The organism is Collinsella sp. CLA-ER-H8 (assembly GCF_040092335.1).
GTDB lineage: Bacteria > Actinomycetota > Coriobacteriia > Coriobacteriales > Coriobacteriaceae > Collinsella.
In genome coordinates, this window is record NZ_JBBNLU010000010.1 from 1 (window position 1) to 22,379 (window position 22,379).

19 protein-coding genes and 1 tRNA gene are annotated in these 22,379 nt (G+C 59.7%); 3 read left to right on the forward strand and 17 right to left on the reverse strand.

What is annotated here, in order from left to right:
• A partial coding sequence (locus tag AAAX72_RS07130; protein WP_349129748.1) for a hypothetical protein occupies nucleotides 1-337 on the forward strand: 337 nt, incomplete at its 5' end.
• Between the two features lie 103 nt (nucleotides 338-440).
• On the opposite strand, the gene rplT is transcribed toward AAAX72_RS07130, so the two are convergent.
• From rplT to recJ, 9 genes are all read right to left on the reverse strand, one after another.
• Complete coding sequence (rplT, locus tag AAAX72_RS07135) at nucleotides 441-800, reverse strand: 50S ribosomal protein L20 (protein WP_006234421.1); 360 nt, start codon at nucleotides 798-800, stop codon at nucleotides 441-443.
• 46 nt (nucleotides 801-846) lie between these two features.
• A complete protein-coding gene (gene rpmI / locus AAAX72_RS07140) occupies nucleotides 847-1,038 on the reverse strand; it encodes a 50S ribosomal protein L35 (RefSeq protein ID WP_006234422.1) in 192 nt (63 codons plus the stop codon).
• Nucleotides 1,039-1,070: 32 nt separating this feature from the next.
• Complete coding sequence (gene infC / locus AAAX72_RS07145; protein ID WP_006234423.1) at nucleotides 1,071-1,640, reverse strand: translation initiation factor IF-3; 570 nt, start codon at nucleotides 1,638-1,640, stop codon at nucleotides 1,071-1,073.
• Nucleotides 1,641-2,072: 432 nt separating this feature from the next.
• A tRNA-Leu gene (locus tag AAAX72_RS07150) sits at nucleotides 2,073-2,159 on the reverse strand.
• Nucleotides 2,160-2,198: 39 nt separating this feature from the next.
• Complete coding sequence (locus tag AAAX72_RS07155; protein WP_349129749.1) at nucleotides 2,199-3,632, reverse strand: transglutaminase-like domain-containing protein; 1,434 nt, start codon at nucleotides 3,630-3,632, stop codon at nucleotides 2,199-2,201.
• Nucleotides 3,633-3,887: 255 nt separating this feature from the next.
• Entirely contained in the window at nucleotides 3,888-4,754 is an 867-nt protein-coding gene (gene fba, locus AAAX72_RS07160; protein WP_035137086.1) for a class II fructose-1,6-bisphosphate aldolase, read from the reverse strand.
• A 195-nt stretch (nucleotides 4,755-4,949) separates the two neighbouring features.
• Nucleotides 4,950-5,633: an MBL fold metallo-hydrolase gene (locus AAAX72_RS07165; protein WP_349115232.1), complete on the reverse strand. Its 684-nt coding sequence runs from the start codon at nucleotides 5,631-5,633 to the stop codon at nucleotides 4,950-4,952.
• A gap of 84 nt (nucleotides 5,634-5,717) precedes the next feature.
• Nucleotides 5,718-8,078: a bifunctional (p)ppGpp synthetase/guanosine-3',5'-bis(diphosphate) 3'-pyrophosphohydrolase gene (locus tag AAAX72_RS07170; protein ID WP_349129750.1), complete on the reverse strand. Its 2,361-nt coding sequence runs from the start codon at nucleotides 8,076-8,078 to the stop codon at nucleotides 5,718-5,720.
• A gap of 15 nt (nucleotides 8,079-8,093) precedes the next feature.
• Complete coding sequence (gene recJ, locus AAAX72_RS07175) at nucleotides 8,094-11,381, reverse strand: single-stranded-DNA-specific exonuclease RecJ (RefSeq protein ID WP_349129751.1); 3,288 nt, start codon at nucleotides 11,379-11,381, stop codon at nucleotides 8,094-8,096.
• 275 nt (nucleotides 11,382-11,656) lie between these two features.
• Here recJ and AAAX72_RS07180 point away from each other — a divergent pair, with 275 nt between their 5' ends.
• Nucleotides 11,657-12,655 carry a bile acid:sodium symporter family protein gene (locus tag AAAX72_RS07180; RefSeq protein ID WP_349129752.1) on the forward strand — a complete coding sequence of 333 codons (999 nt, stop codon included), beginning with the start codon at nucleotides 11,657-11,659 and terminating at the stop codon, nucleotides 12,653-12,655.
• Between the two features lie 30 nt (nucleotides 12,656-12,685).
• On the opposite strand, the gene AAAX72_RS07185 is transcribed toward AAAX72_RS07180, so the two are convergent.
• From AAAX72_RS07185 to AAAX72_RS07220, 8 genes are all read right to left on the reverse strand, one after another.
• On the reverse strand, nucleotides 12,686-13,483 hold the full coding sequence (locus AAAX72_RS07185) for a DUF4931 domain-containing protein (RefSeq protein ID WP_349129753.1): 798 nt from the start codon (nucleotides 13,481-13,483) through the stop codon (nucleotides 12,686-12,688).
• Between the two features lie 3 nt (nucleotides 13,484-13,486).
• A complete protein-coding gene (locus AAAX72_RS07190; protein ID WP_349129754.1) occupies nucleotides 13,487-14,164 on the reverse strand; it encodes a copper homeostasis protein CutC in 678 nt (225 codons plus the stop codon).
• A gap of 175 nt (nucleotides 14,165-14,339) precedes the next feature.
• A complete protein-coding gene (locus AAAX72_RS07195) occupies nucleotides 14,340-15,041 on the reverse strand; it encodes an ABC transporter ATP-binding protein (RefSeq protein WP_349129797.1) in 702 nt (233 codons plus the stop codon).
• Nucleotides 15,042-15,053: 12 nt separating this feature from the next.
• Entirely contained in the window at nucleotides 15,054-15,914 is an 861-nt protein-coding gene (locus tag AAAX72_RS07200; protein WP_055310550.1) for an ABC transporter ATP-binding protein, read from the reverse strand.
• On the reverse strand, nucleotides 15,904-16,983 hold the full coding sequence (locus AAAX72_RS07205; protein ID WP_117821257.1) for a branched-chain amino acid ABC transporter permease: 1,080 nt from the start codon (nucleotides 16,981-16,983) through the stop codon (nucleotides 15,904-15,906). Before AAAX72_RS07205 ends, AAAX72_RS07200 begins: the two co-directional genes overlap by 11 nt.
• 9 nt (nucleotides 16,984-16,992) lie before the next feature.
• On the reverse strand, nucleotides 16,993-17,874 hold the full coding sequence (locus tag AAAX72_RS07210) for a branched-chain amino acid ABC transporter permease (protein WP_349129755.1): 882 nt from the start codon (nucleotides 17,872-17,874) through the stop codon (nucleotides 16,993-16,995).
• Nucleotides 17,875-18,013: 139 nt separating this feature from the next.
• The gene (locus AAAX72_RS07215) at nucleotides 18,014-19,201 is read right to left on the reverse strand and encodes an ABC transporter substrate-binding protein (RefSeq protein ID WP_138375195.1); all 1,188 of its coding nucleotides are present in this window, start codon (nucleotides 19,199-19,201) and stop codon (nucleotides 18,014-18,016) included.
• 271 nt (nucleotides 19,202-19,472) lie between these two features.
• The gene (locus AAAX72_RS07220) at nucleotides 19,473-20,639 is read right to left on the reverse strand and encodes an ABC transporter substrate-binding protein (protein ID WP_349129756.1); all 1,167 of its coding nucleotides are present in this window, start codon (nucleotides 20,637-20,639) and stop codon (nucleotides 19,473-19,475) included.
• A gap of 250 nt (nucleotides 20,640-20,889) precedes the next feature.
• Here AAAX72_RS07220 and AAAX72_RS07225 point away from each other — a divergent pair, with 250 nt between their 5' ends.
• Complete coding sequence (locus AAAX72_RS07225) at nucleotides 20,890-22,233, forward strand: homoserine dehydrogenase (RefSeq protein ID WP_346963605.1); 1,344 nt, start codon at nucleotides 20,890-20,892, stop codon at nucleotides 22,231-22,233.
• Nucleotides 22,234-22,379: the final 146 nt, after the last annotated feature.

Below are 22,379 nucleotides of genomic sequence, written 5' to 3' on the forward strand. Positions count from 1 at the left end.
GCCGCCTCTCGGCGGCCTTGCGAAAAACAAATCCAAGTTAGACCATTTCAAATGGTTCGATGTCTGCCCGGATGCGACACATCTGGTGTGTCCATCCTCGCAGTATCCGGTTCTCAAGGTGCACGCCTGCGCGGCTGATCCGGTCCGACCGGGCCGCGCGGCAAGGAGATATATTGCCAGACCGGAGGGGCCCCGTGGGACGTCAATTCCACTCTTCACAAGTCCTACACAATACATTGCTTCCTATATAAGTCATAGAAAGGCTGGTGCAGAAATACTGCACGTATCAGATGATGACCCTTCGGTTAAGAGATATATAAAGATCGGTCACCTGTAAGTGTCTATCTACCCGCGCTTTTGCTATATAAACCAGCGCTTCAGATAAAAAGAGGGAGCGCCGCGCACAACGCGACACTCCCCTAGCGATTCAAGAGAATCTATTAGGCCTCGAGAGCCTTCTTGGCGATGGTAGCCAGTTCGTTGAAGGACTCGATGTCCTCGTAAGCCATCTGAGCCAGGACCTTGCGGTCGAGCTCGATGCCGGCAACCTTCAGGCCGTGCATGAACTGAGAGTAAGAGATGTCGTTCAGGCGAGCAGCAGCGTTGATACGGGTGATCCAGAGAGAACGGATCTCGCGCTTCTTGTTGCGGCGATCACGATACTGATACTGCAGGGAGTGCTGGACCTGCTCTTTAGCATGCTTGTAAGTACGCGAAGCGGCACCGTAGTAACCCTTCGCACGATGCATAACGGTACGGCGCTTCTTCTTGGCGGCAACAGCGCGCTTAATACGTGCCATGTTCTATCAACTCCTAGACGGTAAAACGAAAAACGGGAACGCGAACTTAGGCGAGACGCGACTTGATGACCTTGCGGTCGGCAGCGGCGATCTCGGTCTCCTGACGGAAGCCACGCTTACGCTTGGTGGACTTCTTGCTCAGGATGTGGCTCTTGAAAGCCTTGGCGCGCATAAGCTTGCCGGTACCAGTCTTGCGGAAACGCTTCTTGGTGCCGCTGTGGGACTTCATCTTAGGCATGAAATACTCCTTAATCGGTTACAGAACACTAGTTACTTGGTATCGCTTGCCGCTTTATCCTCATCGAAGGCGCCCTTAATCGGGGCGAGCAGCATAAGCATGTTACGGCCTTCCATCTTAGGCTTGGACTCGACCGTAGCGTAAGGCTTGAGATCCTCGGCGAGACGCTCGAGAACGTTAAGGCCCTGCTCCGGGTGAGCCATCTCACGGCCGCGGAACATGATGGTGATCTTAACGCGTGCGCCCTTCTTGAGGAAACGCAGAACGTGGCCCTTCTTGGTCTCGTAGTCGCCAACGTCGATCTTGGGTCGGAACTTCATTTCCTTGACCTCGACCTTGGACTGGTTCTTACGAGCAGCCTTGGCCTTCATGGCCTGCTGGTACTTGAACTTACCGTAGTCCATGACCTTGCAGACCGGCGGCTCCGCGTTGGGAGCGATCTCGACTAGGTCGAGACCCTGATCGTCGGCGACGCGCTGGGCATCGCGGATGGCGAACAGGCCGAGCTGAGAGCCATCGACGCCAATCAAACGGCACGAAGATGCAGTGATCTCGTCGTTGATGCGGGTGTCATCAGACTTAGCTATTTTCCCTACCTCCATTCATAAAAAAATAACCCGGCGCTTCTCAGCAACCAGGTCGTACACATAGAGTTCCTCGATTTGAGGAAGGGAATCTAAGTTGTATGACCAGTCAGCTGCTCATTGGCGCCAAAAGGTGGGAACCCTCGGGTTCCTCTTTAGGGCATTGCGGGAACAACGCCTTGCGAATAATAACACGTACAGCGCGTTATCACATTACGTACACGAAAAAGGGGGCCGCAACCCCCTTGAACGTTCACTTGCATGTATGGTGCCCGAGGCGAGACTCGAAGGGCCTTCGCTTCGCGAAGCCCCGGGCTTCGGACGCGCGGCGCCCTCGCCACGCGCCGCTACAAACAGGCCGCAGGCCTGTTTGCTTAACGCTTCGCGCGCTCACGCGAGTTCGGCACGAAAAAGGGGGCCGCAACCCCCTTGAACGCTCACTTGCATGTATGGTGCCCGAGGCGAGACTCGAACTCGCACGTTGTTGCCAACGGTGGATTTTGAGTCCACTGCGTCTGCCAATTCCGCCACTCGGGCACGTAATGCGTGAGTTAGTTTATCACAGCTTTCTACCGATTAGTCCGAAAATGGAACTTCGAGCATTTCGATGAGTTCGACTGTGCGGAGCATCTCGCGCTGACGGCATCCGCGACCGTCGACCGAAGCCTCACCCATCTGGTTATCGTAAGGGTCCTCGCGCATGCCGTCGAAAGAGGGCTCAAACTCTGCCTGGAATCGATTGTTGGCCACCATACGCCACGGGTCGAGATTGCCAAAGTAGTGACGGCGGCGCCACTCCTCCCCCATCCTGCGAGCAGAAGATCCAAATGACACGTCGGCGTTGAGCCAACCGGTCTGCGGCGTATAGAACTCTGCCCAGTCGTGCGACCCCACCGAATCGGGCGCAACGTACAGGCCGCTCTGCCAACGGGCAGGCACGCCCGCGATACGGCACATGGTGATAAACGTGAGCGCCATAACTCCGCAATCGCCGCGGAGCGAATGCGCGCAGTCATCGGCAATAGATCCCAAAAGCAAGTACGGCGGCTGATAGCGATAGTCGATATGTTGCGTCAGATAATCATAGATAGCACGAGCGCGATCGAGCGGATCCTCGAGTCCGTCAACAACACCGGCCGTCAGCTGCTGCAGATACGGCGTGAATGCAATGTGCGGACGGTCCTCAGAAATATCTTCGGGCAACGGCGCGTCCATACACGGATGCGACGGAAGCGCACCCCCATAAATATCGCGATAAGCGGCATTGATTTGATAGCGATAAGTCACCGAGAATGAGCGCTCACTCGAAGAAGACCACGAGGCGGTACGCGCCGAAGCGTTCGCGGGAGCAACAGCACCCTCCGGCGTCATGTCGAGAATCTCGACCTGAGACTGTTGGCGGCAGGTGGCGGCTACGGGAAGCCAAGCGCGAACGGTCTCCCCCTCTAGAGCGCCGGGGACAGACAAGGACGCCTTAAGCGTAATAACGCGAGTCAATCCGTTTTGTGACTCCATCTCCTTGAGCATCTCGTTGCGCAGTGCAATTCCGTCCGTAGGATCGGGACGCATGCCGGGAACCTCTTTGGGATATACGCGAAGCGAATCGAGGAAGTTGTCGAGAACGAACAGCTCGCCATCGATAAAGCGCCAGTCAATACGCTTACGGTCAATCAGATCGTCAAACTGCTCCTCGGTAAACCCAGGCCACTCCTCGCGGATCATCGCAATAGCTCGATCGCGCGACACCGAAAAATGAAGCGGCGTCTCAAGCATGCGATACCGCTCGGCACGAACGCAGGCAGCCAGCGAAGGCTCAGGGTTCTGCTCCAAAAGGCGATCGCAGGCGGCAACAGCCTGCGTCAAATACCCGGCATCCTTAAGACGAAGAATCTCAGGCGGTAGCCCAATATCGAGATGGCGAAAGTCATCGCAGCAAACATCAACAGAGCAACCAACAGGACCCTCGTCAATAACCTTCCCATCCGAAGGCAGCACATTAATAACAGCCATACCAAACTCCAAGTCACTAGAACGCTTGAAGCCCATTGTAGCGAGATAAAAAAGAAAGCCCCAATAAAGGAACCCTCAACACCGATAAACGGTACCTCTAAAAATGAATTCAGCCCAGTAACCCTGTAGCGAGTTAACAAAGGAGGCCCCGTTCACCCGGAGCTTTTCCCATTGCGCGACTTCTGGCAAAGCCAGGTGAGCGCAAGGGAAAAGCGTAGGGTGAACGGGGCCTCCGGCGGGAAGTTAAACCGCTACTTACGCCTTGTTGACGGAGCCAAACTCCTCCATGAGCTCCTTGGTGCGGGCAACGATGTTGTCGCGACCAGGCTTGAGGAGCTTGCGGGGGTCAAAGCCCTTGCCCTGCTGATCCTTGCCGGCCTCGATGTACTCGCGAACGCCCTTGGCGAAGACGAGCTGCAGATCGGTGTTGACGTTGATCTTGGAGATGCCCAGGGAGATGGCCTTCTTGATCTGATCCTCGGGGATGCCGGTGCCACCGTGCAGGACGAGGGGCAGGTCGCCGGTCTGAGCCTTGATCTCGCCCAGGCGCTCGAAGGAAAGGCCAGCCCAGTCGGCAGGGTACACGCCGTGGATGTTGCCGATACCGCAAGCGAGGAAGTCAACGCCCAGGTCAGCAATCTGCTTGCACTCAGCAGGATCAGCGAGCTCGCCGCTGGAGGTCACGCCGTCCTCGGTGCCGCCGATGCCGCCGACCTCGGCCTCGATGGACATGCCCTTGGAGTGGGCAAGCTCAACGAGCTCCTTGGTGCGGTCGAGGTTAAGCTGGAAGGTCTCCTCGTGAGAGCCGTCATACATGATGGACGTGAAGCCGGCCTCGATGCACTTGAAGCAGTCCTCGTAAGAACCGTGATCGAGGTGAAGGGCGACGGGAACGGTAACACCCGTGGCCTCGACGGCAGCCTTGACCATGTCGGCGCAGACCTTGAAACCGCCCATCCACTTAGCGGCACCAGCGGTGCACTGAAGGATCAGCGGAGACTTGGCCTCCTCGGCGGCCTGGAGAATAGCCAGGGTCCACTCGAGGTTGTTGGTGTTGAAGGCACCGAGACCGTACTTGCCGGCCTCGGCCTTCTTGAGCATGTCTGCTGCGTTGACGAGCATAAAAGAAACCTCCTGTAAGGTTGCTCCGATAACGCCTGTGATTTTACCACGGCGCACCCGAGCATAAACGTTCGTTTGTTCACGAATATCGTCCAAACAGACTTTTTTGACCGTTTGCCCTACGAAATTGACCCGTTGGGGAAAAATAGCTTGACGTTTGGACGCTTCTCGTGCTTCAAAAAGCCGACTATTAAGCTACACCTGCATGAAAGGGTTCTGCATGAGCTCGCGTGCCATGGTGGTCGAATCGCCATGGCCGGTTAGGCAAACGGTATCGGGCGGGAGAAGCCGGGCGAGCTTGGAGAGCGAGCGCAGAATCGCCGCCTCGTCTCCTCCAGAAAGATCGGTGCGGCCGTGCCCACCCGGAAACAGGGTGTCGCCCACAAAGGCAATGTTCCCCTGCTCGGTGGCGGCAAACAAGACGATTCCGCCCGGCGTATGCCCTGGTGCCTCGATCACCTGCAGGCAGATATCGCCCACCTCGAGAGTATCGCCCTCGGCGAGCAGGCGCGTCGGCTCCCCAGGGTCGGGCGTCTCAATGCCCCACATAGCTCGCTGTTCCTCGATGTTCGCATGCGGCACCGCCACATCCTTAGCACACAGCTCATACTGACAACCCTCGCCAACGGTGGTTCGCACGCCGGCAACACCACCAACATGATCGGCATGGCCATGAGTGCATACGGCGCCAAGCATGCGTACGCCGGGATGCTTGGCTCGAATATGCTCCACCAGGCGCTCGCCTTCCCATGCGGGGTCGACAATCACGCACTCATTGTCCGAAATAACAGCATAGCTATTGGTCTGAATGGGACCGTTTACGAGTGTCTCGATCTCGACCGTTCCCTTGGGAGTTACATCCAAGGACACAGCACTCATGTCCCTCTCCTCTCTATAGAACTCGAGGCATCAAACGATGCCTCGAGTGTAGCGAATATCGATAATGTGGCACGTTCGTCGCGACTAAACGCGGCGCTTAAGTTGGGCTCCACCCTCGCCGGGCATCAGGCGGCGCGCGTCGTAGACCGAGTCAACGCTGCTGATAGAGGCCAGCAGCGGATCCAGGCCACTCGCGTCCGAGATCTCGACCATAAAGCGCAGGGTTGCAATACCCTCGCGGTTGGTCGAGGTGGCGGCAGAAAGGATATTGCCGCCCGCATCGCCAATGGCAATGGTAACATCCTTGAGCAGACCCATGCGGTCCAGGCACTCGACCACGATCTCGACCTGGAAGAGGGTGTCGGCAGCGCCGTCCCACTCCACTTCGATCATGCGCTCGGGATGCTCCATAAGACCCTTGACGTTGGGGCAGTTGGCGCGATGCACCGAAACGCCGCGGCCGCGCGTGATGAAGCCGACGATATCGTCGCCCGTCACCGGATTGCAGCAATGCGCCAGACGGACCAGCAGTCCGCTGTTGCTCTCGCCCTTGACGATAATGCCGTTGCTGGCGCTCTTGCCGCGCTTTTGCGGCTTGCGGTTGGAGCCGCGGGCAGGCTGCTTGACAACCTCGGCGATAGCCTCGGCCTTGGTGACCTGTTCCTCGGGCTTGGGGTCCAAGATTTGCTCGACCTTGTTACCCACAGCGCGCGGGGCAACCTTGCCGGCGCCGACGGCGGCAAACAGGTCCTCGAGCTGCTTGTAGTTAAACTGCTCCGCCACGGCGTTGAGCGCACGCGTGGATCGCGGCGTAGAGATGCCATACCCGCGCTTGCGCAGGTCCTTGGCCAGTATATCGCGGCCGGCAGCGGCGTCATCGTCTTTGGTCGCGGCGGCGAAGTAACGGCGAATCTTTGACTTGGCCGAAGGTGTCTTGACGATCTTGAGCCAATCACGCGACGGCTTGGAACTCTTGTTGGTCAGGATTTCAACGCGGTCGCCCGTCTTGATCTCGTGCGTGAGCGGGGCCACCGCACCGTTGATCTTAGCGCCGACGCAGTGGTTGCCCACCTCGGTGTGAACGGCGTAGGCAAAGTCGAGCGGCGTGGAGCCGGCACGAAGCGCCATGACCTCGCCCTTGGGTGTAAAGACGAAGATCTCCTGGTCGAACAGATCGACCTTCAGCGAGTGCAGGTATTCCTTGGCGTCCGTAATCTCGTCAGAAGCCGCCCAATCGAGCGAATGTTTGAGCCAGTTAATCTGGTCGTCCAGACGCTGGGCGTCATTGGTCTTGGAAGCAGACGATCCGCCCGACTTCTTATAGAGCCAGTGGGCGGCAATGCCGTACTCGGCCTGCTCATGCATCTCATAGGTTCGAATCTGAATCTCGAGCGGGCGGGCCGTGGGGCCGATAACCGTCGTATGGAGCGACTGGTAGTTATTGACCTTGGGCATGGCGATATAGTCTTTAAAGCGACCGGGCATGGGGTGCCACAACGTATGCACCGCGCCGAGCGTGGAGTAGCAATCGCGCACCGAATGCGTGATGACGCGCAGTGCCACCAGGTCGTAGATCTCGGAGAATTCCTTGCCCTTGCGCTTCATCTTTTGGTAGATGGACCAATAGTGCTTGGAGCGGCCGTTGATCTGGAAGCCCTCCAGGCCAATGCGGTTGAGCTCGTCGGTGAGCGTCTTGATGGTCTCGGCCAGATAGCGCTCGCGAACCTCGCGTGACTCAGCCACCATGCGCGCGATACGCTGGTAGGCATCGGGCTCCAGGTAGAAGAAGGACAGGTCCTCGAGCTCCCATTTAATGGAGCTCATGCCCAGACGGTCGGCCAGGGGCGCATACACGTCCATGGTCTCGCGAGCCTTAAACAGGCGACGGTCCTCGCGAAGGGCCGCCAGCGTACGCATGTTATGCAGGCGGTCGGCAAGCTTAACGATAATGACGCGGATGTCCTTGGACATGGCGAGGAACATCTTGCGCAGCGTGAGGGCCTGCTTCTCGTCCATGCTGTCGACTTCGATGTTGGTGAGCTTGGTCACGCCATCGACGAGCTCGGCTACCGTATCGCCAAACAGGCCGGACACATCGGCAAGCGAGGTCTCGGTATCCTCGACGGTATCGTGCAGCAGCGCGGCGCACACCACATCGCAGTCCATCTTGAGGTCGGCCAAAATGATGGCCACCTCGACGGGATGGTTAATGTACATCTCGCCCGAGCGGCGCTTTTGGTTGCAGTGCTTCTCGGCGGCAAAGCAGTAGGCCTGCTCCACCTTAGAGAAGTCCTCCTCATTCATATATTTGAGGCACAGGCGTTCCAGCTTGTCGTAGCTGTCCGCCATAATCTCGGGTGGCAGCTCATCGGCATGCTTATAGTGCTCCATCTCCGAAAACGGCTGGAGGGTGGAATCATGGGCGGTACGGGCTGCGGCATCCATCGAGGTCCCCTTCCCCTAGGCCCGCGGAACGATCGGGCGGTTAACTTTGGCTAGCATATCAGAAGCGCACGAATCGAGCGCCCAACTCCGGAAAGCCGAGAACTCCATGCGCGAGCGCAAGCCCTCCAAATAGCGGATTGACCTGCTCAATTGCACACGGCCGGGGTTTTCTGCCATCGCGATGCGACGGGTGTCGTCAAACCCCGAAACGCGACAGAAACCAAGCTCTTCGAAGATTCCCAGGCCGCTTGCCACCGAGCGCTCGTCAACCGGCGTGCGGGCATCGATGGCGAGGCACATCTGCGCGATGTCGATATCGCTCGCACTAAACGAGTCGTCTCCGGTCTTGCCGCGGTTGGAGCGCCACATGGTCTGCAGCGCGCGATAGAGCGTGACGAGCTCATCGCGCTCGGGCGCGTAGCAGTCGAGCAGGCGCTCGTTAATGCGAGCGTCACGCGACGAATAGAGCAAGTGAATCACGGCAGGTTGGCCGTCGCGACCGGCGCGTCCGCTCATCTGGTTGAACTCAATGCTGCCAAACGGCATGTGGTAGAGCACGACATGGCGAATATCGGGCAGGTTGACGCCCTCACCAAAGGCAGAGGTCGAAACGATGCAGCTGAGGCTGCCGTCTCGAAACGCTTCCTCGACACGGCGACGATCGGAGCGTGCAAGCCCCGCGTTATAGAACGCGATGCGGGTCGCGCAATCGGGCACCCGCTTGCGCAGCGTCTTGGCAAGCGCCACGGACTGGTCGCGCGAGTTGACGTAGATGACGGTCTTCTCCCCCGTCGCCACGATTGACACCAGGCGGTTCTCGCGGCTCGCAAGATCTCGGTCATCCTCGAGCTGCAAGTTCTCGCGCACCGTCTCGTCGACCACCGTGCGGGTAATCGGTAGCACGCGGGCAAGCTCGGCCACAACCGGAGCCGTTGCGGTGGCAGTCGTGGCCAGAACGACCGGGTCGCCCAGGGCCTTGAGGATATCGGGCATGTCGAGATAGGCGCTGCGGTCACCGCCCTTGGCAAGACTGGCATGATGCGCCTCATCGATAACGACAAAACCGATGCGTCCCGAACGCGCAAAGCGGTCGCGGTGAATGGACAGGAACTCGGGCGTCGTGAGCACGATGCCGGTGCGGCCCGAAGCCAAGCCGGCAAACACGTCATCGCGCGCCGCCTCCACGGTCTCGCCGGTCAGCACGCCCACGCCAATGCCGAGCGCGGCCATCGTCGACGAGAGGTGATAGGCCTGGTCGGCAACGAGCGCGCGCAGCGGATAGACAAAGATGCTCGCACGCCCGCGAAGGACCGCCTCGCGCGCGGCATGCACATGGAAGATAAGAGACTTGCCGCGCCCTGTTCCCATAACGGCCAGAACACTTTGGTGATCGGCCAGGGCATCGAGCGCCTCGACCTGCGCACGGTGCGGCTGGTTCGAGCCGATAAAGCTATGAATAAGCGAGCGCGTCAGCTCGGTATAGGAAAGCTGGGCGAGCGTTTGGCGCTTGCGGGACTCCAGACGAAGACCAGCGTCTGCAGGCTCCACGCCGCGGCGAAGCTCACATGCCGGGTCGTCAACGCTGGGCACCGTGGTATCGCGGACCAAGACATCCTTGATCATGAGCTTTGGCTTTACGCGACCCTGCCAATGCTCGGCCACGGCCTCGAACACCAAATCGACGGCGCTATCGCAATTGATGAGCTTATCGATCTGCGGCACGCGGAACATAATGGCCGGCACACTCGCAGCGCCATCGGTCGCCACGAAGCGCATGTGCTCGCCGGTTTTGCCCACCACGGCGCGATCGCACATTGTCACGCCCTCGGCCGCCAACAGCGGCACCTTATTGCCCTGGCCAAACGGCTCAAGGCGGGAGATCTGCTCGATGGTCTCAATATTCAGCTCGGAGAGGTCGACCGTGGCGGCAACCTCGTCGGTGTCCTCAAAGTCCTCGGCGGGAAGCTCGGACAGCACGGCGGAAAGGCGACGACGGAACTCGTCGAGCTTGGACGCCTCGATGGTCACGCCCACCGCACCCGCATGCCCGCCGCGACGAATCAGCAGATCGGAGCAGCGCTCGACAGCGTCGAACAGGTTGACTTTGCCCACCGAGCGACCCGAACCGCGAGCAATACCGTCTTCGATCGAGAACAGCAGCGCCGGCACGTGATAACGGTTGGTCAGACGGCTCGCCACGATACCCTTGACGCCCTCGTGCCAGCCCTCGCCACCCACGACGATTGCGCGACCGCCATCATAGGTCTCCTCGACCTTTGCCATGGCATCGCGCGTGAGCTCCGCCTCGGTCTCGCGACGCTGACGGTTGATCTCCTCGAGCTCGGCCGCCAGCGCGCTTGCCTCGATAGGATCGCGGGCAAGCAGCAGGTCGAGCGCCAGCTTGGGATCGGCCATGCGGCCGGCGGCGTTCAAGCGAGGAATGAGCGAAAACGACAGGCCATCGGCCGTAATGCTAGAGAGGTCGGCCTTGGCGAGCGCGGCCAGCGCGATATAGCCGGGGCGGGCGGTCACGCGCATCTGCTGGATGCCCTCGGCGACCAGCGCGCGGTTCTCGGGCGTCAGCGGCATCATGTCGGACACGGTGCCCAGCGCCGCAACCTCGATCAGCGAACGCCAATACGACGGCTTGCCCAGACGCTCGCCCAGGACCTGCACCAGCTTGAGTGCCACGCCGGCACCGGCAAGCTCACGCGAAGGACCCTCGTCCTCGAGCTTAGGGTCGGTCAGGGGCACGCCCTGCGGCACCTGATCGGAGGGCTCGTGATGGTCCGTGACCACCAAATCGATCCCCAGGCTCTCCAGATAGGAAACCTCTTCCTTGGCGGCAATACCGTTATCGACAGTCACGATCAGCTGGGGGCGAGCGAGCTCGTTAACGCGGTCGAGCGCCGCGCGCGAAAGACCGTAGCCCTCGTCAAAGCGATGCGGAATAAACGGCGTGACATCGGCGCCAAACGTGCGCAGCGCCTCGGTCAACAGGCAGGTCGACGTAATACCGTCAACGTCAAAATCGCCAAAGACCGCGATGTACTCGTGGTTACGAATAGCACGCTCGACGCGGTCGGCAACGACCGACATGCCCGGGATAATGAGTGGGTCGGCCCAGTCGCGATCGAGTGAAGGCGTCAAAAACAGCTGACCTTCTTCGATGGATGTAATGCCGTGCGCAACCATAATGCGCGCCACCAGCCCGGGTATGCCCAGGCCAGCCGAAAGCTCCTTTTCGAGCTCGGGGTTTTGCTGAGCGACCGCCCAGCGATGCGTCGTCTTAAGCGATGACATAGGCACCCACCCTCGATAGGGGCAGGTCGCCGCGATACCTCTCACGGTTCATAGCGATGAGTCCTCTGTGTATGCCCGCTTCGGCAGGCAGATCTGTTGAACGGATTTATTATACCGTGCAGCGCGGACGCCAATCGCCGCAGCACGCCGCGGTTTCGGTAAACGCTGCCGGTAATAGCCTCGAAATATTCGAGCGTTTCTGACGCACGGACGCATGCGAGCGTCTAGCATATCCATTCAAAACGGATTCACGAGCAAAGGGAGTCACAGAGCATATGAAGCAATGGGTTGGACTGGGCAAATTTCTCGCGGGACACATGCAGGTCATCGTTCCGATTTGCGTGGCGCTCGGCGTGCTCTTTCCCCAGCAGATCGGCGTTCTCAAGCCCATCGTTCCCGCCCTTTTCGCCTTTATGACGTTCCAAGGTGCGCTGAGCAACACCTTCCATCAGGTGGCCGAGGTGCTCCGCCGTCCCCTGCATCTGATTTTGGCGTTAATTGTCTCGGCTGTGCTCATCCCCATCGCGGCGTATGCCATGGGCTCACTGTTCTTTGGTTCCAACCCCAACCTTGTCTGCGGCATCGTGCTCGAGTACAGCGTACCCGTGGCAGTCACTGCCTTTATGTGGATTAGCATGTTCGGCGGCAACGGCCCGCTCGCGCTCACCATTATCCTGACGTCCTCGGTTATCTCGCCTGTGACGATTCCTCTTACGCTCAAGCTCCTGCTGGGCGCCACCGTCTCGATCGATGTGCCGAGCATGATGCAAGACATGGCCTTTATGATCGCCATCCCCGCCGTACTCGGTATCGTCATTAACGAACTCACGCGCGGCTGGGGTCATGAGAAACTCTCCCCCGCGCTCTCGCCCGCCTGCAAGTTCATGATGATGGGGGTCATCGCGTCCAACTCCACCGCCATGAGCGAGTACGTGCTGCACATGAACACGGTGCGCCTGGAAGTCGCCCTCTTTATCCTTTCGTTCGCCATCAGTGGCTTTATCATCGGCATCCTGGTCGCCCGTGCGCTGCATCTGCCGTATAGCGAGACGACTACCATGTGCTTTACCTGCGGCATGCGCAATATCTCTTCGGGCGCCGTCATCGCCACGCAGTATTTTCCCGGCGAGGTCGTATTCCCCGTCATGTGCGGTACGCTGTTTCAACAGGTGCTGGCCTCGATTATCGGACATCTCTTTGAGCGCCTAACCGGCGAGGAGCGCGCCAAACAGCGCAAGCGGGTCAAGGCCGGGCGCGACGCGATGGCACGCTAGACTGTCCGCATTACGCGGGTGTTAACCTTGCTATACGAGCGTTTCCAGATGCGCGCGTAGGCGCTCAGCATCGATATCGAGCGTGGTCTCGGCATTGACCTGGGCCAAACGATAGCCCACAAAGTAGGGCGAAACCACCCAACGTGGCAGCGCCTTGGCAATGGTCCGGCCGTCCATGTGGTAGAAGAACAAGTTGTACGACTCCGCGCGACCGCCGTGGTGTTCGTGCAGGATATAGCGCAGGGCCACCTGGGTCGCATCGGCAAACAGGTCTGCTTCGACTTGGTCGCGGGCGTCGTCGCTGGCGGCGATTCCCTGTGGAGCCGAGATGTTGACCTCAAAGAATCCCATGATCGGCTCGGTTGAGATGTTGACCGAGATTCTCCCCCGCCGCCAAACATCGATGCCTTCAAAGTTTGCTGAGGTCAGCGCCGCATAGCCGTCCTCCTGTTCCAAGCCCACAATCTGCATGTGTGGATGGACGAGGCTGCCGCCCGAAAGCGGGCCTTTGTTCTTGTACATGAGCACACTGCGGTACTGTTGGCAATCGATCATCTGCTGCCAACAGCCCAGGGCAAACCTCATCACATGATGCAGCTCATCCGGTTCATAGGTCACCAGGTCGGCGTCGTGATTGGCCGACTCGATCAATACGGTCTGACGGGTGGCCCGCAAGGTCTTGAACTTATTCTCGAGCCAGATGCAGTCACCATCGCGCTGGATGATGTTGGCGAGCCCCTCCGTGTCGCAAAAAGGGCACGCGGTGCCAGGGCGACGATTATCGTCGGGCTTGCTGCTCGCCTGCTGAACGTCAAATACCAGCGCCACGGGTTATACCCCCAGCGGCACGATCTTGGTGCCATGGAGCTCGGAGACGCCTAGCGCCGCCGTGACCGCGTCGCGATTTGCCGTAGTGATGCCGCCGCCGGGAAGGATGGTCAAACGATCGCCCGCATACTCGATTAAACGAGCCAGGTTTTCGAAGTTGTCCTCGATCGGCGTACCGGCAGCACCACCGTGCGTAAGAATGCGCGTGACGCCGCAGTCGGCGAGCGTGTCAATGGCGTCCAGCTGAGCTTCGGGCGAGAGCTGGTCAAATGCCATGTGGAAGGTGATGTCAAGGGACTCGCGCTTGCACTCCTCGGTCGCGCAGCCCGTAGCCATAACGAGGGCGCCGAGGGTGAGTTCGTCGAGCGCCCAGCCGCCGGCACAGGGCTTGCAGCAGCCAAAGACCAGGCCATCGACGCCGGCGCTCACGGCAAGGCCCAGGTCCATCTCCATCATGCGCAGCTCGTCCTGGTTGTAATGAAAGTTGCCACCGCGCGGGCGAATCATGCACATCACTCGCGCGTCGTGCTCGTGAGCGTAGCTGACTGTAGCGCTAATAACGCCGGCGGAAGGCGTGGTGCCACCGACGGCGAGGTTGTCGCACAGCTCGATGCGCCCCGCACCGGCATCAATTGCCGCCGGCACTCGCTCAAAGTTCTCGGCACAAAACTCGTACAGCATAGATAGGCCCCCAAAGACAGCAGATGTTTTCCGACGGGCATTGTCACACATCCCCATGAAGTTGCGGTGGAATAGGGACTGTTTTGGCCTCTTAGACTCCCATTTAGTCCCTATTCCACCGCAACTTAAAAAGGGGGCGCTGACCGGGATAGTCAGTGCCCCTTCGTTGAATGAATTAACCGCCCAGATAGGCCTTACGCACGTTATCGTCGTGCAGGAGTTCTTGGCCCGTGCCGGTCATGGTGATCTTGCCGGTCTCGAGCACGTAGCCGCGCGTGGCGATGGAAAGAGCCATCTGTGCGTTTTGCTCGACCAGAAGCACCGTGGTGCCGGCCTTGTGCAGGTCCTCGACAATCTGGAAGATCTGTTCGATCAGAATCGGCGCCAGGCCCATGGAAGGCTCGTCGAGCATGAGCAGCTTGGGGTTGCTCATAAGGGCGCGGCCCATAACGAGCATCTGCTGCTCGCCGCCCGAAAGGGTGCCGGCGACCTGGCGACGGCGCTCCTTAAGGCGCGGGAACTGCTCGTAGACACGCTCAAGGCCCGGAGCGACCGTGGACTTGAGCTGTGTATAGGCGCCCATCTCAAGGTTCTCCTCGACCGTCATCTGCAAAAAGGCGCGACGGCCCTCGGGGACCTGAGCCAGGCCCTTACCCACCAGCTTATCGGCGGGCGTATGGGTAATGTCCTCGCCCATAAACTTGATGGAGCCGGTCTTGGAACGCAGCAGGCCCGAGACGGTCTTGAGCGTCGTGGACTTGCCGGCACCGTTCGCACCGATCAGAGCAACGATCTCGCCCTCGTTGACGTTAAAGGAGATGTCCTTGATGGCGTGGATGGCGCCGTACCAGACGTTGATGTTGTAGACGGAAAGCATCGGCTCTGCCATTTAGTTCTCCCCCTTATCCTGCTTGCCCAGATATGCCTCGATAACGGCGTCGTTGTTCTGGATTTCCTCGGCCGTGCCCTTGGCGATGACCTTACCAAAGTTGAGCACGCAGATACCCTCGCAAATATTCATGACGAGCGACATGTCGTGCTCGATAAGCATGATGGCAATGCCGAAGGTGTCGCGGATCTTAACGATGTTCTCCATGAGTTCCGCGGTCTCGGACGGGTTCATGCCGGCGGCAGGCTCGTCGAGCAGCAGCAGCTTGGGATTGGTGGCAAGTGCACGGACGATCTCCAGGCGGCGCTGAGCGCCGTAAGGCAGCGAGCCGGCCTGTTCGTTTGCCAGATGTTCCATATCAAAGATAGACAGCAGCTCCATGGCGCGTTCGTGGGCGGCCTTCTCGTGCTTCCAATACGTCGGCAGGCGCAGCACGCCCTCAAAGCCGGAGTAACGCTCCTGGTTGTGCAGGCCAACCTTAACGTTATCCTCCACCGTCATGGTGTTGAACAGGCGAATGTTCTGGAATGTACGGGCAATACCCATGCGGTTGACCTGATAGACCGACTTGCCAGAGGTGTCCTCGCCGTCGAGCAGGATGGTGCCGTGCGTAGGCTGATACACCTTGGTGAGCAGGTTGAAGACCGTGGTCTTGCCGGCACCGTTGGGGCCGATGAGACCGGCGATCTCGGTCTTGCCGATGGTCAGGCTAAAGTCGTCGACTGCCTTAAGACCGCCGAACTCAATGCCCAGGTGGATGCACTCGAGCGCCGGGCGCTCGCCCAGGTCGCGGTCGGGAACGATGGCGCCAGAAGGATACGGAACCATCTTGCCCTTCTTGAACTCAAATTTACTGGGCATCGGCTGCCACCTCCTTCTTGGAAGCAAAGCGGTCCTTGACGCGACCGAAGAACGCCTTGAGCTGCGGGTTGTTGGTAAAAATCATGACCAGGATCAGCACGATGGCGTAGATGAGCATGCGGTAGTCCGAGAACTGACGGAGCAGCTCGGGAAGCACCGTAAGCAACGCCGCCGCGATGACGGAGCCGCGCATATTGCCCAGACCGCCCAGGACCACGAACACCAGGATGAGAATGGACGTGTTGAAGTCGAACTTGGTGGCGGAGAGCTGCGAGAAGTTACCGCCGAAGAGGGCTCCGGCAGCACCGGCGAGGGCAGCGGAAACCACGAAGGCGATCATGCGGTACTCGGTGACGGAGATGCCTACGGACTCGGCTGCAATCTTGTTATCGCGCACGGCCATAATGGCACGGCCGGTACGGCTGCGAACCAGGTTGAGCACGATCACGAGTGCGACCATGACCAGGATGGCACCGGCGAGGAAGGTCGAGTACGTCGACACGCCCGAGGCGCCCTGGGCGCCCTTGATGATGGCGGTGCCGTCCTCGAGCAGGTGCAGGTCGTCGATCGTAGAGTTGCCCGTGATGTTAAAGATCACGTGCAGGCCGCGGGAGTCGACGCCCACAATGAGGCAGGTGACGATCTCTTTGATGATCTCGCCAAAAGCCAGGGTCACGATGGCCAGATAGTCGCCGCTCAGGCGCAGGACCGGGATACCAATCAAGAAGCCCAAGATGGCAGCGGCGATAGCGCCGACCACAATGCTGATGATCAGGCGCACCGGATCGGAGGGAACGGCGCTCTCCAGCGCGACAGCGGTAACGATGCCCGTATAGGCGCCGACGCTCATAAAGCCCGCGTGGCCCAGCGACAAGTCGCCCGCGATGCCGACGACGAGGTTAAGGGAGATGGCCATGACGATATAGGCCGTGATGGGAACCAGCTGACCGGCGATCATGCGCGGTATCATGTGGTTAGACTGCATAAAGAACACGATGGCGAACGCCACAAGGCACATGGCGTACGTAACAAAGTCGTGACGCGTCTGCTTGTCTTTAAGAAACTTCATACCGCTCACCTACACCTTCTCGGGGACGTACTTGCCCAAGAGGCCGGCAGGCTTGACGAGCAGGACGATGATCAGAACACCAAAGACGATGGAGTTGGCAAGGCTCGTGGAAATGTAGGCCTGCGCCATCGCCTCGATGATGCCGATGAGAATGCCACCGACAAAGGCGCCGGGGATGGAGCCGATGCCACCGAAAACGGCGGCGTCGAAGGCCTTGATGCCAGGCATGGCACCCGTCGTGGGCTGCAGCACCGGCGAGTAGGAGCACAGCAGCACGCCGGCGATGGCGGCAAGGGCAGAGCCGATGGCAAACGTCATCGAAATGGTGCGGTTGACGTTGATGCCCATGAGCTGAGCGGCAGCCTTGTCCTCGGACACGGCGCGCATGGCCTTGCCCATCTTGGTCTTACCTGTAAAGAACATCAGGCCGGCCATGATAACCAGGCAGGCGACGATGGTGACGAGCGAGACGGCGCTTACGTTGAACTTGGCCAAGAACTCCGGCACCTGGAAGGTGACGAGCGAAGTGAAGTTCTTGGGCGTGGCGCCCCACAGAAGCTGCGCGGCGTTCTGCAGGAAGTAAGACACGCCGATGGCCGTGATCAGAACAGCCAGCGGGCCTGCTTGACGCAGCGGCTTATAGGCCAGACCCTCGATGAGAACACCGAGAACCGTGCAGGCCACACAAGAGAGAACTACAGATGCCCAGCCCGGGAGGCCGAGATACGACGTGGCGCAGAACGAGACATAGGCACCGACCATGATGACGTCGCCGTGAGCGAAGTTCAGCATCTTGGCGATACCGTAGACCATGGTGTAGCCCAACGCGATGATGGCGTAGACGCTGCCCATGGACAGGCCGTTGACCAGGTATTGGATAAAGACCGCCATGTTCCACATCCCCCTTTCGAATAGGTTTCCAGTTGATGTATGAAACAGGGACGTTACATCGTCCCTAGATACCAAGCAAGCAGGGAAGGCCAAAACCTCCCCTGCTTGGGATCAAAACCGCTCTATGTAAGGCGGCCAATTAGGCCTGTACGTACTTGCCGTCGGTGATGACGTAAGCCGTGGGCTCCTTTTGGACCTGGCCCTTATCGTTCCAGGTGAGCTTGCCGGTCAAACCGTCAACGGTAATCTTGAGCATAGCCTTCGACAGCTTCTCGGCGGCCTCGGTCGGATCGGCGTCGACTCCAAGACCGGCCTCCTTGAGGGCCTCGGCCACCGCGTGCACGCCGTCGTAGGCGTCGGCGGCAAACTGGTCGGGGGTATCGCCGTACTTATCCTTGTAAGCGTTGACGAAGTCGGCGTTCTTCTCGTCGTCGGCGGAGAACGGAGTCATGAGCAGCAGACCCTCAGCAAGAGAGGTGTCGAAGCCCTCAACGCCCAGGATGCCGTCCATGCCGTCGCAGCCCATCATCTTGACGTCGTAGCCCATGTCCTTGGCGTTCTTGAGCAGGACGGACGCCGGCGTGTAGTATATCGGCGCAAAGATCATGGTGGCGCCGGCCTGCTTGGCCTTGGTCAGCTGGTTGGTAAAGCTCGTGGCGGAGTCGTCCTTAAAGGTCTCCTCGTCAACAATCTCGAGCTTGGACTCAGCGGCCTGGGCCTTAAAAGAATCTGCGATGCCCGAAGAATAGGCGTCGCCGGAGTTATAGAACAGCACGAACTTCTCGTCCGCATACTTCTGCGCCAGGAACTTGGCAGCGTTGACGCCCTGGTTGGGGTCGGTGAAGCAAACCTGGAAGACGCAATCCTTGCCGTCGGTGACGTCCTCGGAGGACGCGGACGGGGTGATCATGAACGTCTTGGGGTCGTTGCCACACTCTGCGGCAACGGCAACCGACGCACCCGTGGTGGTCGGACCGACGAGGGCCTGCATGCCCCAGTCGAGCAGGGTGTTGAAGGCGTTGACGGCCTTCTCGCCGTCGGCCTGGTCATCTTCGGCCTTGCTGGCAAGCGGCAGCTCTTTGGTCGAGAAATCCTTACAGCCAAGCTCGACACCCTGGGTAACGGACTTGCCGTAGGACGCGTTGGCGCCGGTCAGCGGGCCGATGGTACCGATCTTAAACGAAGCGTCGCTCGAAGCGGAACCGCTGTCGCCGCCGTTGGAGGAGCAACCAGCTAGAATGGACATCGCCCCCAGACCTGCTGCGCTCGCGATAACGCTCCTGCGATTCATAACAGGGTTCAATGACTTACCGGTGAGGCTCGACATGCGGCTCTCCTCTCAAATCTCGTCGGGTTTCGGTTACCCGACAGGCCATCCTTCGCCGTGTTCGGCGTTCGCAAAATACTAGACGCTTTAGTTAAGGAAAGTGGCGATTATTTCAACTTTTCTTTGGATTTGTTCATTTATCCATAGTTCTGCGTATTTCTATTACTTTATGCAGTAATGCCACTTTATTGTGTGAAAGTAATGTTTCCGTTCTGTTACAGGCGTCCCTGCCCTGAATAAAACGGCCTCACCGGTCGCGCTTTATGCGCACTTAGGCGGCGATGTACTTGCCGTCCTGGATCACATAGGCTGTGGCGGGCTTTTCGACCTGGCCCTCGTCATTCCACGTCAGCTCGCCGGTCAGGCCCTCGATCTTGATCTTGCGCATGGCCTTGGCAAGGTCGCCGGCAATGTCGGCACCGTCGGCCGAAATGTCAATCCCCGCCCTATCGATAGCCTCGGCGATGGCGTGGACGCAATCGTAAGCGTCGGCGGCAAACTGGTTGGGCGTCTCGTCGTAGGCATCCTTATAGGCCTTGACGAAGTCGGCATTCTTCTCATCGTCAGCCGAAAACGGGGTCATGAGCAGTACGCCCTCGGCAAGAGAGGTATCGAAGCCCTCCACAGAGAGCAGGCCGTCCATGCCGTCGGTACCCATGAGCGTCATGTCGTAGCCCATGTCCTTGGCGTTCTTGAGCAAAACGGACGCCGGCGTGTAGTAGATCGGCGCAAAGATGAGCGTGGCGCCGGCCTCCTTGGCCTTGGTGAGCTGGTTGGTAAAGCTCGTGGAGGAATCGTCCTTAAAGGTCTCGGTATCGACGATATCAAGTTTGGACTCCTTGGCCTGCTCGGCAAAGGCATCGGCAACACCCGAGCTGTACGTATCGCCGGAGTTGTAAAACAAGGCGATCTTGGCGTCCGCGTACTTCTCGGCCAAGAACTTCGCGGCGCTGGCGCCCATAGTGGGATCGGTGAAGCAAACCTGAAAGACCGTGGTCTTATCCTTGGTGACATCGAGAGACGAGGCCGAGGGCGTGACCATGAGCATGTCGTCGGCAATCTCGCCCGAGACAGCGGCGGCAGCACCGGTGGTGACCGGACCGACGAGCGCCTGCATGCCCCAGTCACACAGGGTATTGAAGGCGTTGATAGCCTTCTCGCCGTCAGCGACGTCATCCTCGGACTTAAGCGAGAGTTTGAGGTCCTTGGTCGAGAAATCCTTGGCGGCGAGCTTGGCACCCTTCTCGGCCGAAACGCCATAGGTTGCCGCGGCGCCGGTCAGAGGGCCGATGACACCGATCTTGAAGGTCTTACCGTCATCGGCGGAGCCGCCGTCCGAGCCACCCGACGAGCAACCAGCGAGCACCGCGGTGCCACCGAGCGCCGCGGCGCCAGCCAAGAAACTCCTGCGGTTAAGTACGTTGTTGATGCTAAACATGGTGTCCCCCTTTTCGCTGGCCGCGGTGCGGCCGTCTTGCGGTACAGGGCAAACCTTATGGTGCAAACGTTGACAGTTTGTTACGGAGTTCCGTTTGTAGCGAGCATGTTTCCAATGTTTCCGCAGCGTTTCGGGGGTGCCGTTTTGTGCGACTCCTGTTGCCTGGCGAGCACGCGCCCTCGGTTCACGCTAGAATGCACTCAACCTTTAAGCGGTTAATCCATCCATAAGATGCACGAAGGAGCTATCTATGAGCGAACCCCTGCGCACCGTGAACGTCGGTCTGATCGGTCTTGGAACCGTCGGCGGCGGCGTGGCCCGTCTGATCAAGAGCCACCACGATGAGTACCTGGCCGCCTACGGCATCGACCTTAAGCTGACCCGCGCCTGCGCGCTTGCCTGGGAGCAGGCCGAAGCTGCCGGTATTGAGCGCGAGGCCTTTACGAGCGACTGGCACGACGTCGTCACCGACCCCGCCGTCGATATCGTCGTCGAGCTCATCGGCGGCGAGCACCCCGCGACCGAAATCTTCACCACCGCCTTCGAGAACGGCAAGCACGTCGTCTCTGCCAACAAGGCCCTGTTGGGCCGTCATGTCGAGACGCTCGCCGAGAAGGCACGCGCGTGCGGCGTGCAGATTAAGTGCGAGGCCAGCTGCGGCGGTGGCATCCCCATTGTCAGCACGCTCGAGCACGACCTGGTGGGCAACAAGATCCTGACCATCGCTGGCATTCTCAACGGCACCACCAACTACATCCTGTCGCGCATGGACGCCGAGGGCGCCGATTACGCTGACGTGCTCGCCGACGCCCAGGCAAAGGGCTATGCCGAGGCCGACCCGTCCGCCGACGTCGACGGCTTCGACGCCGCCAGCAAGACGGCAATCCTCGCTTCCATCGGCTTTGGCACCCGCGTGACCACCGACGATGTCTACCAGCAGGGTATCCGTACCATCGGCGCCGAGGACATCGCCCAGGCCCGCGAGCTCGGCTACACCATCAAGCTGCTGGGCATCGCACGCAACACCGACGCCGGCGTCGACGTCCGCGTGCATCCCACGCTCATCCCGGCAGACCATATGCTCGCCAAGGTCAACGGCGCCATGAACGCTGTCTACGTGGTAGGCGACGCCGTGGGCGAGACCATGTTCTACGGTGCCGGCGCAGGCTCCTTCCCCACCGCGAGCGCCGTCGTGGGCGACATCCTGTCGCTCTCCGAGCAGATCAGCCGCGGCGTGGCTCCGCTGCCCGAGATTGAGCCCTATGGTCACAACCTCGCCTTTAAGCCCATGGACGAGCTCCAGACCAAGTACTATGTGCGCCTGAAGGTCGCCGACCGCGTGGGCGCCCTGTCCGAGACGGTCGACATCTTTGCCAAGCACAACATCTCGATCTCGCTCATCAACCAGGTCGAGGACGGCAAGTCGGGCGTCAACGATGCCTGCTCGGTCATCTTCCTGACGCATCGCGCGCTCGAGAAGGACGTCCAGGCTGCCGCGGCCGAGCTTGCCAGCGTCGGCTGTGTGGCCGAGGTCGCCAACGTCCTGCGCATCGAGGACGTTGAGGCTTGGACCGAAGGCGTCATGGCCAACTAGTCCACTACTTCGAACCTCAACGAGGCCCAACGCAAAAGGCGCGCTGTCTGCATCAACCGCAGGCAGCGCGCCTTGTTCTGCTTGCAGGGGAAGCTGCGTCCCGGTATTTCAGCTCAGAACGGGGCGCAGTTTCCCTCAGGACCTTC